This window comes from Castellaniella denitrificans, from assembly GCF_027214045.1.
GTDB classification, from domain to species: Bacteria; Pseudomonadota; Gammaproteobacteria; order Burkholderiales; family Burkholderiaceae_B; genus Castellaniella; species Castellaniella denitrificans_A.
The window spans coordinates 236974-253322 of record NZ_JAPWHE010000001.1 but is presented as its reverse complement, the minus strand read 5'-3'; the positions used below and the strand labels follow the sequence as shown (position 1 = coordinate 253322).

Sequence of the window (16349 nt, the reverse complement as noted above, 5' to 3'; positions counted from 1 at the left end):
CCGCAATGACCGCCCTTCAACAAGCCTACATCGTCGCCGCGACGCGCACGCCCATCGGCAAAGCCCCGCGCGGCATGTATTCCCACACCCGGCCCGACGAACTGCTGGCCAAGGCGATTCAGGGCGTGATGGCCCAGGCGCCCGGCCTGGACCCCGCCGCGATCGAGGACGCCATCGTCGGCTGCGCCATCCCCGAAGGCCCGCAGGGCCTGAACGTCGCGCGCGTCGGCGTGCTGCTGGCCGGCCTGCCGCAGTCGGTCGGCGGGGTCACCGTCAACCGCTTCTGCGCGTCCGGCCTGACCGCCGTCGCCATGGCGGCCGACCGCATCCGCGTGGGCGAGGCCGACGTGATGCTGGCCTGCGGCACTGAATCCATGAGCCTCGTGCCCACCATGGGCATCAATACCTCCTTCAGCCCCGACGTCTACCTGAAGGAAGAAAACATCGGCATCGCCTACGGCATGGGTTCCACCGCCGAGCAGGTCGCCCAGCGCTGGAAGATCTCCCGCGAGGACCAGGACGCCTTCGCCCTGCGTTCGCACCAGCGCGCCCTGGCCGCCCAGCAGTCGGGCGAATTCGCCGACGAGATGCTGCCGGTGGAAATCGTGCGTCGCGTCCCCGACCTGACCGCCGGCGAAGTCCGCGAGACCCGCCACACCGTCAGCCTGGACGAAGGCCCGCGCGCCGACACCAGTCTGGAGGCCCTGGCCCGCCTGCGCCCCGTGTTCGCCGCCAAGGGCAGCGTCACCGCCGGCAACAGCTCGCAGACCTCCGACGGCGCCGGCGCCCTGCTGGTCGTGTCCGAACGCGCCCTGAAGGAACACAATCTGACGCCACTGGCGCGCTTCGTGTCCTTCGCCGTGCGCGGCGTGCCGCCCGACATCATGGGCATCGGTCCGAAGGAAGCCATCCCGGCCGCCCTGAAGAAGGCCGGCCTGACGCTGGACCAGATGGGCTGGATCGAACTGAACGAAGCCTTCGCCGCTCAGTCCCTGGCCGTCATCCGCGACCTGGGCCTGAACGAGGACGTGGTCAATCCCATGGGCGGCGCCATCGCCCTGGGCCACCCCCTGGGCGCCACCGGCGCGATCCGTGCCGCCACCACCGTCCACGCCCTGCGCCGCCGCAACCTGCAGTACGGCATGGTCACCATGTGCGTGGGGACGGGCATGGGGGCCGCGGGGATCTTCGAACGCTGCTGATCGTCTTCCCGCAGGCCCGAACGCCCCGGCGCTCCCCTCCGAAAGGGAGAGCGCCGGGGCGTTTCACATGGCCCCATGACATAATGACCGGCGATTCCGCCGACCCCGATCCCGCCGCCATGTCCGATCGTCCCCTTGCCGCCGACACGCCCGCACCGCTCATCGATCTGCCCGAATGGAAACGCTTCGCGCTGGCGGCGCAGACCTGCGCGCCGCGTCCCGACGCCCTGGACCTGATCGAAGCGCCCGGCCTGGCGCTGGATTCCAGCGGCCAGCGCCATTCGTCCGATCTCATGGCCGCGGGCGAAGCCCTGCTGCGCGCGCGGGACTTCGACACGCAGCGCGCCCGCCTGCTGGCGGGCGAGCCCGTCAACGTCACGGAAGGCCGTGCGGCCTGGCATACCGTACTGCGCGCGCCGGAGGCGCCGGCCGAGGTGCGGGCGGAACGCGAGCGCATGGACGCCTGGGTGCGGCGCGCCGACGCCGGACGGCGCTGGCGCCACGTCGTGCATGTGGGCATCGGGGGTTCCGACTGGGGCGTGCGCCTGGCCGTCACCGCCTTCGGCTACGCCGGTACCTGGCGCGACGTGCGTTTCGTCGCCAACATCGACGGCCACGCCATCGAGGGCGGGCTCGCGGGGCTGGACCCGCGCGAAACCCTGGTCGTGCTGGTCTCCAAATCCTTCACCACCGCCGAAACCCTGGAAAACGGCGCCCGTGCCCGTGAATGGCTGACCGGCGCCGGCCTGGATCCGGCCGCTCATCTGGCCGCGGTCACCGCCCGGCCCGACCGCGCCCGCGCCTGGGGCGTGCCCGATGATCAGATCTTCAGGCTGTGGGACTGGGTCGGGGGGCGGTTTTCGCTCTGGTCGGCGGTCAGCCTGAGCACCACGCTGGCCGTGGGCGTCGACGTGCTGGAGGGCCTGCGCGCGGGCGCCGCCGCCATGGACGCGCATTTCACCCAGGCGCCCCTGGCGGAAAACGCCCCGGTGCGCATGGCGCTGGCGGGCGTCGCCAACCGCAGCGTGCTGGGCCAGGGATCCCTGAACATCGCGCCCTATGACTCGCGCCTGGCGAACCTGGTGCCTTACATCCAGCAATTGGACATGGAATCCCTGGGCAAGTCGGTGGACGCCGCCGGCCGGCCCGTGGGCGTGCCCACCGGCCCCGCCGTGTGGGGGATGCCGGGAACCGACGCGCAACATACGTTCTTCCAGTGGATGCACCAGGGCAGCGACGGCGCGCCCGTGGACTTCATCCTGTGCCGCGAGGCCGACCACCACTGGCCGGCGCACCACCGCCAATTGCTGGCCAATTGCCTGGCCCAGCGCGAGGCCCTGATGCGCGGCAAGACCCTGGCTCAGGCGCGCGCCGAATGCCTGGCCGAAGGCATGGACGCCGCCCGTGCGGACTGGCTGGCCCCGCATCGCGTCCATCCCGGCGGCCGGCCCAACCATCTGATCGCCTTGCCGCGCCTGTCGCCTTATTCCCTGGGCGCGCTGCTGGCCCTGTACGAACACCGCGTCTTCACCCAGGGCGTGATCTGGGGCATCGATCCCTTCGACCAGTGGGGCGTGGAATACGGCAAGGTCCTGGCGCGCGGCATCGTCGCCGAACTGGACCCCTCGTCGGGCCAGGCGTCGCGCGCGGACACGGCCGCCGCTTCCGGGGCGGCCGACGCCCGGCACGACGCTTCCACCCGGCACTGGATCGAACGCCTGCGGCGGGGGGGATCCCCCTAGGGACTTTCCCTGCCATCCCCGCCCGGGTCATGCGGATTCACTGAAAAACCCCAGGGTTTACCCGGGATTATGTGTCCGACCGAAAAGCCCTTATCGTGGTTTGCGCATGGTGGCCCGCGAAGCCCTCCGGTAGAGTGGCCGCAAGACGCCGGAAAGGCGCTTTCAGACTTCCAATTTAAGACATGAGGGGGCCCCGGTCACGGAGTTGTCCCGCTTCCTTGGAGACAAGACATGAGCAAAACCGTCGCTCCGGTGGATGAAATCCTGCCGATGAGCCAGCTGACGGCCCTGGGTTTGCAGCACGTGCTGGTGATGTACGCCGGCGCCGTGGCCGTCCCCCTGATCATCGGCCGGGCGCTCGGCCTGGACTCGCACGAAGTGTCCCTGCTGATCGCCGCCGACCTGTTCGCCTGCGGTATCGCCACCATCATCCAGTCCCTGGGCGCCACCCAGTGGTTCGGGATCAAGCTGCCCGTCATCATGGGCGTCAGCTTCGCCCCGGTCGGCCCCATGATCCACATCGCCCAGTCCACTCCGGGACACGAAGGCGCGCAATTGCTGTTCGGCACCATCATCGCGGCGGGGATCGTCACCATCCTCATCGCGCCCTGGATCAGCCGGCTGCTGCGTTTCTTCCCCCCGGTCGTGACCGGCACCATCATCGCCATCATCGGCATCACCCTGATGCGCGTGGGCATCAACTGGATCTTCGGCAACCCCTTCGGGCCCACCGCGCCGTCCCTGGTCGATCCCAACTACGTGGAATGGCTCAACAGCATCCGGGCCGCCTCGGGCGCGCCGGGTTCGCCGCTGCCCGCCGTGCCCCAGGGCCTGTCCATCATGCCCACCGTGCCCAACCCCCGGTACGCCAACCTCACCGGCGTGGGCGTCGCCGCCATCGTGCTGGTGTCGATCCTGGTCATCGCCAAGTTCTGCAAGGGCTTCCTGGCCAACATCGCCGTGCTGCTGGGCATCGTCATCGGCGCCGTCATCACGGCCGCCATGGGCATCATGACCTTCGAGAAAGTCGGCAAGGCCCAATGGGTCGACGTCGTCCTGCCTTTCCATTTCGGCATGCCGAAGTTCGACTTCTGGATGATCCTGACCATGGTGTTGGTCATGATCGTGATCCTGATCGAATCCACCGGCATGTTCCTGGCCCTGGGCGACATGACCGGCAAGAAGATCGGCCAGAAGGACCTGGCGCGCGGCCTGCGCACCGACGGCCTGGGCACGCTGATCGGCGGCATCTTCAATACCTTCCCGTATTCCAGTTTCTCCCAGAATGTCGGCCTGGTCGCCGTCACCGGGGTGCGCAGCCGCTACGTCTGCGTGGCCAGCGGCGTCATCCTGCTGGTCCTGGGCCTGCTGCCGAAACTGGCGGCGCTGGTCGAATCCCTGCCCACCGTGGTGCTGGGCGGCGCGGGCATTGTGATGTTCGGCATGGTCACCGCCACCGGCATCCGCATCCTGGGCGGCGTGGACTTCGTCAAGAACCGCAACAACGCCATGATCGTGGCCATCTCCATCGGCATGGGCATGATCCCCGTGGTCGCGCCGAACTTCCGCCAGTGGATGCCGCACGCCATCCACCCGCTGATCGAGTCGGGCATTCTGCTGACCTCGCTGTCGGCCGTGCTGCTGAACCTGTTCTTCAACGGCGCCCCGCACGACACCGACGCCGCCGTGGAGGCCGCCAAGCACGCGGAGGCCTGATCTTCGGGCGATCCGGATGGCTGGCTTGGCCATCCGGTTCCGCTGCCGCGCGTCATGCATCGGGCGCCTTCCTTGAAAGAGGAAGGCGCCCGAATTGTGATCGGCGTCTACAATAAAAAGCCATATTCCCGATAGCCCCGCCATGGCTGCTGAACCTATCCGCTCCGCCGACATGGTCGACAGGCCCGCCGCCTGGTACGTCGCCCACACCAAGCCCCGCCAGGAACGCACCGCCGCCGAACAGCTGCTGCGCCAGGATTTCGAGGTCTACCTGCCGCTGTTCAAGGTCTTCCGGGAACGGGGGCGGCGCCATCGCGCGTCCGCTGCGCCGCTGCCGTCAGACCCGGCTGGTGCAGCCGCGATCACAGCCGATCCCGCGCTGATCGCCCACGAACCCATGTTTCCCCGCTATCTGTTCCTGCGGCCCACCCGGACCACGCAGTCGCTGTCCGTAGTGCGTTCCACGGTGGGCGTCAGCCGGCTGGTCATGTTCGGCCACCAGCCCGCCACACTGGCGGATGGTGCGGTCCAGACCATCCGACGGGCAGAGGAATTGCGTGAAACCGCCGGTCCAGCCGATCTGAGCCCCTACCAGCCTGGCATGGCCGTGCGCCTGCGGGATCCCGTGCTGGGCGGCGTCCAGGCGCTGGTCCAGTCGGTCTCGGCCGATCGCGTCACCCTGCTGCTGGAGATCCTGGGTCGCCCGCAGACCGTGCAGGTGGAGTTCGGGCGGATCGCGCCGCTATAGCCGGACCGGGAGGGGCGGATCAGGCGGCGGCCTGCGCCGCATCCCGTTCCGCCTGCCGCAGCGCGGCCCACAGCACCGCCAGGGATACCAGGAAGAACATCACCCCGTTGTTGCGGCCCAGGATCACCTGGGTCAGGCCGTAGGCGGCGAAGGCGGCCGGCAACGCCGCCCCGCAACAGGCCAGCACCCGCACCGCCGGTTCGGGCGCGCGCAGGCGGCGGCAGAAATACCAGAAACTGGCGATCAGCAGCGCCAGGCACGCGATCAGTCCCAGGCTGCCCTGGTGCAGCCAGATCTCGATGAACTGGTTGTGCGTGTTCGCCAGCGTACCCACGATGGGCGCCACGCGCCCGGCGCCGATCAGTTCCCGCAGATGGGCATCGTACTGCGCGTGCCCCCAGCCCAGCAGGGGGCGTTCCGGGATACTGATCAGCGCGGCCTTCCAGGCCTCCAGGCGGGAACCGACATTGTTCGTGGCATCGCCCCGCTGGCTGTAGGCGTGCCATTCGTCCAGCGCGGCGCCGTAGCGGCTTTCGGCGATGTGGCCGGCGGGCAGGACGGACAGCGCGATCGCCGCGGCCGCCGCCAGGATGGCCACGCCCGCCAGCAAGGGGCGCAGATGCGTACGGCGCAGCAGCGCGACCGCCGCCAGCACCAGCAGGATCGGCAACGCCACCAGGCTGCCGCGCGAGGCGGAGGCGATCATGGCGTAGATCCCCGCCAGCGACCCGGCCAGCAGCAGCGCGGCCCCGCACCAGCGCCGCCGGATCGCCGCCAGGGCGGCGCCCATCAAGGACCAGAACCCCATTGTCAGGGACATGTCGCCGAACGGGATGGCGCTGGTCACAAAGCCCGAGGCGCGGCCATATACCTGCCCCTGGGTCTGCCACGCGGCGACCCCCGCCGTGGCGAACAGCCCCAGCGCCAGTCCCAGCGCCAGCCAGTCCAGGCGCAGCCGCACGCGCCGCAGTCCCGCCAGGATGGGCACGGCCAGCAGGTAACGGGCGCCCTGGTCCAGGTATTTGCCGGAGTCCCCGTGCCACAGCACGGCCAGCGCGTTGATGGCGAACACGGCCAGCAGCAGCGCGCACAGCGTGCGGTCCTCGGCTGTCCAGGGCGCGGCGTCCGGCGCCATCGACCGGGAAGCTTGTCGTCCCGTCCACCAGACCCCCAGGCCGCCCAGCAGCAGCAGGCCGCCGCCCACGGAATAGCCCGAGGGCACCGACAGCATCAGCAGGAAGGACAGCGCGGCACTGGCCGACATCCAGGTCGACAGCCAGGCGGGGGGAGCAGCCGGGGTTGGGGGCATGGGCGCATTGATGACAAAATGTGATGATGGATTGTAGCGGGAGGCGGTATCGGAGGGGGGCCAGGGTGGGCCTGCCCGCATCCTGCGTTTTTTGATCCATCTTAATTCCATCGCAATCCAATTTCCCGCGCTACCCAGTCTCCTGTAAAACCGGGTTGTCACATTCAGTGACATATAAATCCGACAGGAGACAAAAATGTCCATCTTCAAGACCCGCCACCTCCGCGCCGTCCTGGCGCTGTGCTGCATGGGCGTGCCGCCGCCGGGCCTGACGCAGGCATCGCCCGAGGCGCCGTGGGATGATTCCCCGGCGCCTTTTGTTTTGCACGGCGAGTCCTTCGACGTCACCGAAGACCGGCGCATCGCGCGAGGGTTGCAGCTGGAAAGCGCCAGCGGGTTGCGGATCGCCGAGGGACGGACCGTGCGGATGCAAGGCCCCATCCTGGGACATCCCGCCGATCCCCTGATGCCCATCCCCTTCTGGAAACTGGGCCGCGGGCACCTGGAACTGGCCGGCGCCAGCGTCACCACCGGCCAGATCGTCCTGGGCGAAGGCAGCCTGGGCCTGGCCCATGACGATGCCTTGGGTGCGCCGGGCAACAGCCTGGAAATGGCGGCCGGTACCCGTCTGGAACTGCGCCCCGGCGTGCGCGTCGGGCAGATTGTGCAGGTCCGTTCCGCCGCCACCGCCCAGACGCCGCCGGCGCACTGGGGCCTGGCGCCGGTCACCGGCCTGGGCGCCGACGCCGTGTGGCGCGTCGCCTTCGGCGAAGCCACGCTGGCGGGCCACATCCAGATCGACACGCCCATCGTCAAGGATGGCGCCGGTACCTTGCGCCTGGCGGGCGCCGGTTTCAGTCCCGGCCGGGCGCTCTTGACGGTGGCGCAGGGCGGCCTGCGGGTCGATCAACTATGGTGGGGGCCGGTGCTGACGCGCCCCGGCACCGTGCTGTCCGGCGTCGGCCAAGTGGACGAGGCTCGCGTGGCTGGCCAGTTGCGGCCGGGGGCGCCGGATCGGACCGGCACCCTGCTGATCGGTCAGCGCCTGGCGCTATTGCCGGACTCACAAACCCGCATCCGCATCGATGCCGGCGGTCAGGCCGACCGCATCTGGTCATTCGGCACGGCGCGCCTGGGCGGCGGGCTGGTGATCGAGCCTGCGCCCGGCTCATGGACGCCCGATCGCCGCTGGAATATCGTCCAGGCCGATGGCGGCCTGGAATACGGGGCGGACGGCGGTGGCGACCCCGTGCCCGGCGACGGCCGATACACCCGGGTCGTCAGTGCCTTGCGCTACCTGGATCCCGTCCTGGAGTATGGCGCCAACACGGTCACCCTGGGCCTGCGATACAACGCACAGGGCTTGAGCACAGCCGACGCCGCCTGGCGCGGCGCCTTGCTGGGCGACAGCCGTTTTGCGCGGGATGCCGCCCTGGCGCACGGCGCCCACGGCCAGGCCTGGGTCCATACCTGGGCCGCCAACACCGAACGGTCCGGTGGCCGGGGCCTGCCGGGCGACGACCGGGACACCGGCGGCCTGCAGGTCGGCGTCAGCCGGCCCGTAGGGACGGGCGGCTTTCTGTCGGTTTTCATGGGCACCCAGGAAACCCGCCTGACGACCTTGGAGTCGACCGCGTCCGCACACGCCCAGGCGGGCAGCCTGTATCGCGTGCGTGATCGGTCCGCGCACCTGGGCCTGGGTGGCAGCCTGGCACGGCATGGCTGGCGCCTGAGCCTGGGCGCCGCACAGTCCTGGCATCGGGCCGACATCAGCCGCCAGGCCGACCCGGCCGACGCCACGCTGCGCAGCCGTCCCGCCGCGCGGCTGTTTCAGGCCTGGCTGCAGGTCCAGCCGGAGAGGCCGTTTCCCCTGGGCTCGTGGCAACTGGCGCCCTATGCCCAGGTGGTCTGGCTGCGCCTGCATCGTCCCGCTGCGGAAGAAAGCGGGGGATTGGCCGCCGTCACCCTGGGCGCCGGCACGGATCGCCGCTGGATGGGGCAACTGGGTGTTCAGATCCGGCGTCCCTGGGCCGCGCGGCATGGCGACGCACTGATGACGCTGGATCTGGGCGTGCGCCGCCTATGGGGCGGATCCCCCCTGGCCAGTCATCAGGCCTATCGGGCCGATCCGGGGCGGCGCTTCGAAGTCGAAGGCCCGCCCCTGCCGCGTCATGTCCTGCGCCTGGATCTGGGCGTGCAGGCGCCCGTCGCCCGCCGTGTCCAGGTCGCATTAGCCTATACCGGGCAACACGGGGACGGGCAGATGCAGCACGGGTTGTGGCTGGGGGTGAAGGGCGGTTTCCGATAGATCCTGTGGCTATTTCACGGTTTTAGTGCCTGGTCAGGTGATGTATGATCGCGTTCACTCGATGAACATCACCTGGCGCTTGCTGACCGTGTCACAGCACGGCGGTAGCGTGCCCGACACACCGGAATCCTTGTCCCGATGACTCATTACCAACACGAAACCGCCATCGTCGATCCCGGCGCGCAGATTGGCGAAGGTTCCCGCGTCTGGCATTTCGTCCACGTCTGCGGCGGTGCCCGCATCGGCGCGGGTGTTTCCCTGGGCCAGAACGTCTTCGTCGGCAATAAAGTCGTCATCGGCGACCGCTGCAAGATCCAGAACAACGTCTCCGTTTATGACAACGTCACCCTGGAAGAGGGCGTGTTCTGCGGGCCCAGCATGGTATTCACCAACGTCTACAACCCCCGCTCGCTGATCGAGCGCAAGGATGAATACCGCGACACGCTGGTCAAGAAGGGCGCCACCCTGGGCGCCAACTGCACCGTCGTCTGCGGCGTCACCATCGGCGAATACGCCTTCATCGGCGCGGGCGCCGTCGTCAACAAGGACGTCAAGCCCTACGCCCTGATGGTCGGTGTGCCGGCGCGCCAGATCGGCTGGATGAGCGAGCATGGCGAACAGCTGGACCTGCCCCTGAGCGGTCAGGGTGAAACCATCTGTTCCCATACCGGCGCCATCTACCGGCTGACCGACGGTCAGTGCGCGCGTTCCTGATCTCTATCCAAAAAGAACCATGACCATGCAATTCGTCGATCTGCAAGCCCAGTACCAGCGTCTTAAATCCGAAATCGACGCCGGCATCCAGCGCGTGCTGGCCCACGGCCAGTTCATCCTGGGGCCGGAGGTTGCCCAACTGGAAGAGCGCCTGGCCGACTACACCGGCGCCAAGCACTGCATCACGGTGGCCAATGGCACCGACGCGCTGCAGATCGCCCAGATGGCCCTGGGCATCGGCCCGGGCGACGAGGTCATCACCCCGGGTTTCACCTACATCGCCACGGCCGAGACCGTCGCCCTGCTGGGCGCCCGGCCCGTCTACGTCGACATCGACCCTCGCACCTACACCCTGGATCCGGCCAGGCTGGAAGCCGCCATCACGCCCCGGACCCGCGCCATCATCCCGGTGTCCCTGTATGGCCAGTGCGCCGACATGGACACCATCAATGCCATTGCCGAAAAGCACGGACTGACAGTCATCGAGGACGCGGCCCAGAGCCTGGGCGGCAGCTACAAAGGCCGCAAGAGCGGCAATCTGTCCACGATCTCGTGTACCAGTTTCTTTCCCAGCAAGCCCTTGGGTTGCTACGGGGACGGCGGCGCGATCTTCACCAACGACGATGCCTTGGCCACCATCCTGCGACAGATCGCCCGTCACGGACAGGACCGCCGTTACCACCATATCCGTGTCGGCGTGAACAGCCGCCTGGACACCCTGCAGGCCGCCATCCTGTTGCCGAAGCTGGCTGTGCTGGATGACGAGATTGCCGCCCGCCAGCGCGGGGCGGACACTTACACGCGGCTGCTCAGTGCCGCGGGCATCCAGGCGACGCCGGTCATCGAGGCCCACAATGTCTGCGCCTGGGCGCAATACACCGTGCAGGTCGATGGGCGCGACGCCATGCAAGGCGCGTTGAAGGCCGCCGGCATCCCCACCGCCGTGCATTACCCCATTCCCCTGAACCGTCAGCCCGCCGTGGCGGATGACGGCGTTTCGCTGCCCGTCGGCGACGCCGTGGCCGGGCGGGTGATGAGTTTGCCGATGCATCCGTATATGGATGAGGTGGCGATCAGCCGCGTCGTCGAAGCCGTGGCGGAATGCCAGCCAGCCTGAGCCAGGATTCCCTTTTTATCCAAACCGGACGAAAGACATGAAGAACTTCGCCCTGATCGGCGCCGCAGGCTACATCGCCCCGCGCCATATGAAAGCCATCAAGGACACTGGCAACCGGCTGGTGGCCGCTCTGGATCCCAATGATTCCGTGGGCATCATCGACAGCCATTTCCCGGATGCGGAGTTCTTCACCGAGTTTGAACGGTTTGACCGTCACGTGGACAAGATGCGGCGCGTGGGCGATGACAAGCGTATCGACTATGTGTCCATCTGTTCGCCCAACTATCTGCACGATTCGCACATGCGTTTCGCTCTGCGATCCGGCGCGGACGCCATCTGTGAAAAACCGCTGGTACTGAACCCCTGGAACATCGATGGCCTGCAGGAGATCGAGCGCGACACCGGACGCAAGGCCAACACCATCCTGCAACTACGCGTGCATCCCGCCATCATCGCGTTGCGCGACCAGGTGGCGGCGCAAAACAAAGACGGCAAGCACGAGGTGGACCTGACTTACATCACATCCCGAGGCCATTGGTATCTGCAGTCCTGGAAGGGCGATGTGAAGAAATCCGGCGGTATCGCCACCAATATCGGCGTGCATTTCTTCGATATGCTGCACTATATCTTCGGTGCGCTGCAGGCCAACGTGGTGCATGCCAATGCGGAAACCCGCGCGAGCGGTTACCTGGAATACGAACGGGCGCGGGTGCGCTGGTTCCTGTCCGTGGACTACAACGATGTCCCCGAGGCGCAACAGGCCGTTGGCCAGCGTACCTACCGATCTATTACTGTGGACGGCCAGGAAATCGAGTTTTCCGGCGGTTTCACTGATCTGCACACGCGCAGCTATGAGGAAATTCTGGCGGGCCGTGGTTTTGGCCTAGAAGAAAACCGTGTGGCTATCGAGACTGTGTCTACCATCCGTAATGCGTCTTTGGCGTCATTGACGGGAGACTATCATCCGTTCCTGAAAAAATGACTGACGGTGTTTACGAAGAAAGCCATCTGAAAGTCCTGCGTCTGCTGGAAGCAGACCCGGGGCTGAGCCAGCGCGACCTATCCCAGGCGCTGGGTATCAGTCTGGGCAAGACCAATTACTGCATGCGCGCTTTGCTGGACAAGGGACTGATCAAGATGCAGAACTTTCGGCATAGCGAAAACAAACTGGGCTATGTCTATCTGCTGACCCCCGCGGGGATCGCTGCTAAAGCCGAACTTACGCGCAGTTTTTTGAAAATCAAATTGCGGGAATATGAAGCTCTGAGGCGGGAGATCGAAGAGTTGCAACGAGAAAATCAGGTACAAACAGGCTATGACACGGACCGTTGATCATGCTGGGTGTTGTCCAAAACGAGTAGATGGTGTGAGTCACGATGCGTATAGACGCCTGTGTGCCTATTGGCAGCTGGGGGCCTGGTCTTTGGAACCCGCCCTGTCCCAGACGCTCCCGATTGCCGGTTCGCTGCTGATCGCCGGCTGTATGTGCCTGCGGAGTTTAGTTTGTTCGCCGCCTAGTATGGGGTATAGATGGTTTTCAGCCTGTTCCTGACCACTCACCTGGATGCCAGTCAGGTTTCGGATAGTGCCGTACGCGGGCGGCTGGCCGGCGTAATGGCCATATGGTTGGTTCCATTGCCCGCACTGCGTTTCATCGTCCGACCGCTGAGTGACACCTTCTTTCTGGTTCAAAAGCGGAAGGTGGGCCTGATTTGTCAGAGTGCTTTGCTGGGCATGGTGGTCATGATTCCGTACGGTTTCGACTCCTACAGCGCTGCACTGATTGTCAATTGCGCTGCTTATGTGGAAATTTATTTGTTGTATCTGATGCTGTTCAGGCAATACGCCTGCAGGTCGGCAGCGGTTGCTCGGGTCTGAAAGAACACAGGTCACACTGATCGTGAAAATCATTTCTGTGCTTGATTATGGTTGCGGCAACATCCGTTCCGTCATCCGCATGTTGGAGAAGGCCGGTGCTGCGGCCAATCGCGTATCGACGCCGGAAGAGGTGCGTGGGGCGCAAGCGCTTGTGCTGCCTGGGGTCGGTGCCTTCGATCATGGGATGGGCGCGTTGATGGAGCGAGGTCTGGGCCGTGCTCTGGATGATGCCGTCAACAGCCACGCTGTGCCTGTGCTGGGCATTTGCCTGGGGATGCAACTGATGTGCCGTGGCAGTGAAGAAGGGCAACTGCCGGGGCTGGGTTGGTTCGATGCCCAGGCCACGCGGTTTCCCGATCCTGGACTCATCCGGCTGCCGGTGCCGCACATGGGCTGGAATACCTTGCGCATCGCAAAGGACAATCCCCTGCTGCCGGCTGATGAGCCCGAGTCGCGCTTCTATTTCGTGCACTCGTACCGCATCCAGTGCCGCGACCCGGAGAATGTGGTGGCCACATGTGATTACGGCGGAGACTTTGTCGCCGCGTTTTCAAAGGCCAATCTGTTCGGTGCGCAGTTCCACCCGGAAAAAAGCCATCGCTTCGGTCTGGCCATGATGCGTCGTTTCGTGGAGTGGGTCAATGTTGCGGCATAGGGTCATCCCCGCCCTGCTGCTGCGTCAAGGCGGGCTGGTCAAGACGCGGCGCTTTAAGGATTCTGTCTACGTGGGCGATCCTATCAATGCCATCCGCATCTTCAATGAAAAAGAAGTCGATGAACTGATGGTGCTGGACATCGAAGCGACCCGGTCAGGAAAAGGTCCTGATTTCGGTACGATTGAGTTGTTTGCGGGGGAATGCTTCATGCCCCTGGCCTACGGCGGCGGTATCCAGACCATGGACCAGGCCGCCCGAATATTCGACTTGGGTGTGGAAAAGGTCTGTCTGCAGACCGCCGCTCTGTCGGATGACGATCTGGTGACCCGCATTGCCCGCCGCTATGGCAGCCAGAGCGTCATCGCCTCAATCGATATCCAGCGTGACTGGCGCAAGCGGCCACACTTATATAGCAGCAGCACGGGAAAGCGTTTATCCCTGGACTGGCTGGGTCATGCGCGTCGCATGGTCGAGGCTGGCGCGGGCGAAATCCTGCTGAACGATGCGGATCGCGACGGCATGATGACGGGCTATGACACGGGCTTGATCCGGCAGCTCACGCAGTCCGTGTCCGTCCCTGTGATTGCCTTGGGCGGCGCCGGCAACCTGGATAATTTCCGTGATGCCGTCCTGGCGGGCGCATCCGCAGTTGCCGCCGGATCGATGTTCGTCTTTCATGGCCCGCATCGGGCCGTTTTGATTACCTACCCGCGCTACCAGGATCTGGAGCGCCTTCTGGACGTTTCAGCATGAGCAGACCTTATCAGATGTGTACCCGCTGTGTCATGGACACCAGCGCCGGTGACATCCAGTTCGACGCGCAGGGCGTGTGCAATTACTGCACGACATTCCTGCAGCATTCCGGCCACATCATTCATGCCGAGCCCGCAGAGCGGCAGAGTCAGTTGAATGCCTTCGTCGAACGAGTCAAGCGCGATGGCCAAGGCAAGCGATATGACTGCGTTGTCGGTGTTTCCGGCGGGGTGGACAGTTCCTGGGTGCTGGTGCGCGCGGTAGAACTCGGTCTGCGGCCGCTGGCCGTCCACATGGACAACGGCTGGAACTCTGAATTAGCCCAGAACAACATCGCCAACCTGGTGCAGGGCCTGGGGGTGGATCTGCATACCCACGTGATCGACTGGCCTGAATACCGGGCGTTGATGCAGGCATTCTTCGATGCCGACGTGATCGACGTCGAACTGCTGTACGACAATGCCATGCTGGCGGTGAACTACCAGCAGGCGACACAGCATGGTGTGAAATGGATTCTGTCCGGATCGAACCAGGCAACCGAAGGCCTCAGCATTCCCAAGACCTGGAACTGGTTCAAGCACGATCAGCGCAACATCCGGGCCATTGCCAAAGCGCATGGAAATGTGAAGATCCGGACATTGCCGACCTTCGGTACCCTGCAGTATGTGTGGGCTGAATTTGTCCGGCGGATCAAATGGACCCAGATCCTGAACCTGATGGAATACAACAAGTTCGACGCTATGCGGGCCTTGCAGGAATCCCATGGCTACAAGCCGTATCCCTATAAGCACTATGAATCGATCTTTACCCGGTTTTATCAGGGCTATCTGCTGCCGCAGAAATTCGGTGCGGACAAGCGTCGGGTGCATTTTTCGACCCTGATCGTGGCTGGACAGATGACGCGTGAAGAAGCGATCAGGGATCTGGAAAACATTCCCTATCCCAGCCAGGCCGAGCTGGATGATGATCGCCAGTATTTCCTGAAGAAGATGGGCTGGACCGAGGCCCAACTGCAGGACTACCTGAACCGGCCCGAGCGCCCCCATACGGCTTATCCCAGTGAAATCAAATTGTGGAACCTGCTGAAAGACATCTATCTGAGGTTTCGTCGATGAAGCTGATGACCGTGATCGGGGCGCGCCCGCAGTTCATCAAGGCTGCCACGGTATCCCGCGTCCTGGCTGCGCAGTATCCAGCCGCGCGTGAGATTCTGGTCCATACCGGCCAGCATTACGACGCCAATATGTCCGACGTGTTCTTCGATGAACTCGACATTCCCCGCCCGGATCATCATCTGGGGGTGGGTGGCGGGTCTCACGGACAGAATACCGGCCGCATGCTGGAAAAGCTGGATGCGCTGATCATCCAGGAAAAACCCGACTGGGTCCTGGTTTATGGTGATACCGACAGTACACTGGCCGGTGCGCTGGCCGCCGCCAAGCTGCATGTCCCGGTCGCCCACGTCGAGGCAGGGCTCAGGTTTTTCAATCGCCGGATGCCCGGGGAGATCAATCGGGTTCTGACGGATCATGTGGCCGACCTGTTGTTCGCTCCGACTCGGGTCGCGCAGCACAATTTGCAGAAAGAAGGCGTTGTGGATTCAAAGATCCACGTGGTGGGCGATGTCATGTATGACGCGTCTTTGTACTACAAAGCACTGGCCAGAAAGCCAGAATGGTTCGATGCGCTGGGGATCGAAGACTTTGTCTTGTGCACCATCCATCGGGCCGAAAACACGGATGACGCCCATCGGATGCAAGGCATCCTGTCCGGACTGGCAGAATCCAGTCTGCCTGTCGTGTTGCCCTTGCACCCCCGGACCCGGAAACAGTTGGCGCAGTTTCGTCTGAGCTTGCCGGATACGATCCGTGTGGTGGAGCCCGTCGGGTATCTGGAGATGGTGTGGCTGGAGTCGCATTGCCGCCTGGTCGTCACGGATTCTGGCGGGGTGCAGAAGGAAGCCTATTTCTATGGGAAACCCTGTGTCACCTTGGGAGATGAGACGGAGTGGGTGGAGTTGGTGGATGTGGGGGTGAATGTGCTGGTTGGGGCAGATCGGAAGCGCATTGTGGCAGGCATTTCCCAAGTTGATTTGGCTGAATTTGAGGCGAACGGATTATATGGACGGGGAGACAGCGTGCAGCGGATCCTTGAGCGGCTATTCGTGCGAGCATCATCATGTGCAGCCGTGTGACTGATGGTTTGC

At 65.0% G+C, this 16349-nt stretch carries 15 protein-coding genes; 14 read left to right on the top strand and 1 reads right to left on the bottom strand.

Annotated features, from left to right (window positions below):
- Nucleotides 1-5: 5 nt before the first annotated feature.
- The 4 genes from O4H32_RS01275 to nusG all read left to right on the top strand — a co-directional run bounded on the left by O4H32_RS01275 (nt 6) and on the right by nusG (nt 5408).
- A complete protein-coding gene (locus O4H32_RS01275; protein ID WP_269355958.1) occupies nt 6-1202 on the top strand; it encodes an acetyl-CoA C-acyltransferase in 1197 nt (398 codons plus the stop codon).
- A 119-nt stretch (nt 1203-1321) separates the two neighbouring features.
- The gene (gene pgi / locus O4H32_RS01270; protein WP_269355956.1) at nt 1322-2944 is read left to right on the top strand and encodes a glucose-6-phosphate isomerase; all 1623 of its coding nucleotides are present in this window, start codon (nt 1322-1324) and stop codon (nt 2942-2944) included.
- Nucleotides 2945-3175: 231 nt separating this feature from the next.
- Nucleotides 3176-4660, top strand: coding sequence for a nucleobase:cation symporter-2 family protein (locus tag O4H32_RS01265; protein WP_269355954.1), 1485 nt, complete (start codon nt 3176-3178; stop codon nt 4658-4660).
- Between the two features lie 142 nt (nt 4661-4802).
- Nucleotides 4803-5408: a transcription termination/antitermination protein NusG gene (gene nusG / locus O4H32_RS01260; protein ID WP_269355952.1), complete on the top strand. Its 606-nt coding sequence runs from the start codon at nt 4803-4805 to the stop codon at nt 5406-5408.
- A gap of 19 nt (nt 5409-5427) precedes the next feature.
- On the opposite strand, the gene O4H32_RS01255 is transcribed toward nusG, so the two are convergent.
- Nucleotides 5428-6717, bottom strand: coding sequence for an O-antigen ligase family protein (locus O4H32_RS01255; protein ID WP_269355950.1), 1290 nt, complete (start codon nt 6715-6717; stop codon nt 5428-5430).
- 196 nt (nt 6718-6913) lie between these two features.
- Between O4H32_RS01255 and O4H32_RS01250 the strand changes: the two genes are divergently transcribed.
- From O4H32_RS01250 to wecB, 10 genes are all read left to right on the top strand, one after another.
- Nucleotides 6914-9025: an autotransporter outer membrane beta-barrel domain-containing protein gene (locus O4H32_RS01250; RefSeq protein ID WP_269355948.1), complete on the top strand. Its 2112-nt coding sequence runs from the start codon at nt 6914-6916 to the stop codon at nt 9023-9025.
- 138 nt (nt 9026-9163) lie between these two features.
- Nucleotides 9164-9739 (top strand): UDP-2-acetamido-3-amino-2,3-dideoxy-D-glucuronate N-acetyltransferase, encoded by a 576-nt coding sequence (wbpD, locus tag O4H32_RS01245; protein ID WP_269355946.1) that lies wholly within the window; start codon nt 9164-9166, stop codon nt 9737-9739.
- 25 nt (nt 9740-9764) lie between these two features.
- A complete protein-coding gene (locus O4H32_RS01240; protein ID WP_269356939.1) occupies nt 9765-10856 on the top strand; it encodes a DegT/DnrJ/EryC1/StrS family aminotransferase in 1092 nt (363 codons plus the stop codon).
- Between the two features lie 37 nt (nt 10857-10893).
- The gene (locus tag O4H32_RS01235) at nt 10894-11838 is read left to right on the top strand and encodes a Gfo/Idh/MocA family oxidoreductase (protein WP_269355944.1); all 945 of its coding nucleotides are present in this window, start codon (nt 10894-10896) and stop codon (nt 11836-11838) included.
- A complete protein-coding gene (locus tag O4H32_RS01230) occupies nt 11835-12188 on the top strand; it encodes a MarR family EPS-associated transcriptional regulator (RefSeq protein ID WP_269355943.1) in 354 nt (117 codons plus the stop codon). Before O4H32_RS01235 ends, O4H32_RS01230 begins: the two co-directional genes overlap by 4 nt.
- 198 nt (nt 12189-12386) lie before the next feature.
- Entirely contained in the window at nt 12387-12734 is a 348-nt protein-coding gene (locus tag O4H32_RS01225) for a hypothetical protein (protein WP_269355941.1), read from the top strand.
- Nucleotides 12735-12756: 22 nt separating this feature from the next.
- Nucleotides 12757-13389: an imidazole glycerol phosphate synthase subunit HisH gene (gene hisH / locus O4H32_RS01220; protein WP_269355939.1), complete on the top strand. Its 633-nt coding sequence runs from the start codon at nt 12757-12759 to the stop codon at nt 13387-13389.
- Nucleotides 13376-14143, top strand: coding sequence for an AglZ/HisF2 family acetamidino modification protein (locus O4H32_RS01215; protein ID WP_269355937.1), 768 nt, complete (start codon nt 13376-13378; stop codon nt 14141-14143). The genes hisH and O4H32_RS01215 overlap by 14 nt, the downstream gene beginning before the upstream one ends.
- On the top strand, nt 14140-15258 hold the full coding sequence (locus tag O4H32_RS01210) for an N-acetyl sugar amidotransferase (RefSeq protein WP_331284267.1): 1119 nt from the start codon (nt 14140-14142) through the stop codon (nt 15256-15258). The genes O4H32_RS01215 and O4H32_RS01210 overlap by 4 nt, the downstream gene beginning before the upstream one ends.
- Nucleotides 15255-16337 carry a non-hydrolyzing UDP-N-acetylglucosamine 2-epimerase gene (gene wecB / locus O4H32_RS01205; protein WP_269355935.1) on the top strand — a complete coding sequence of 361 codons (1083 nt, stop codon included), beginning with the start codon at nt 15255-15257 and terminating at the stop codon, nt 16335-16337. Before O4H32_RS01210 ends, wecB begins: the two co-directional genes overlap by 4 nt.
- Nucleotides 16338-16349: the final 12 nt, after the last annotated feature.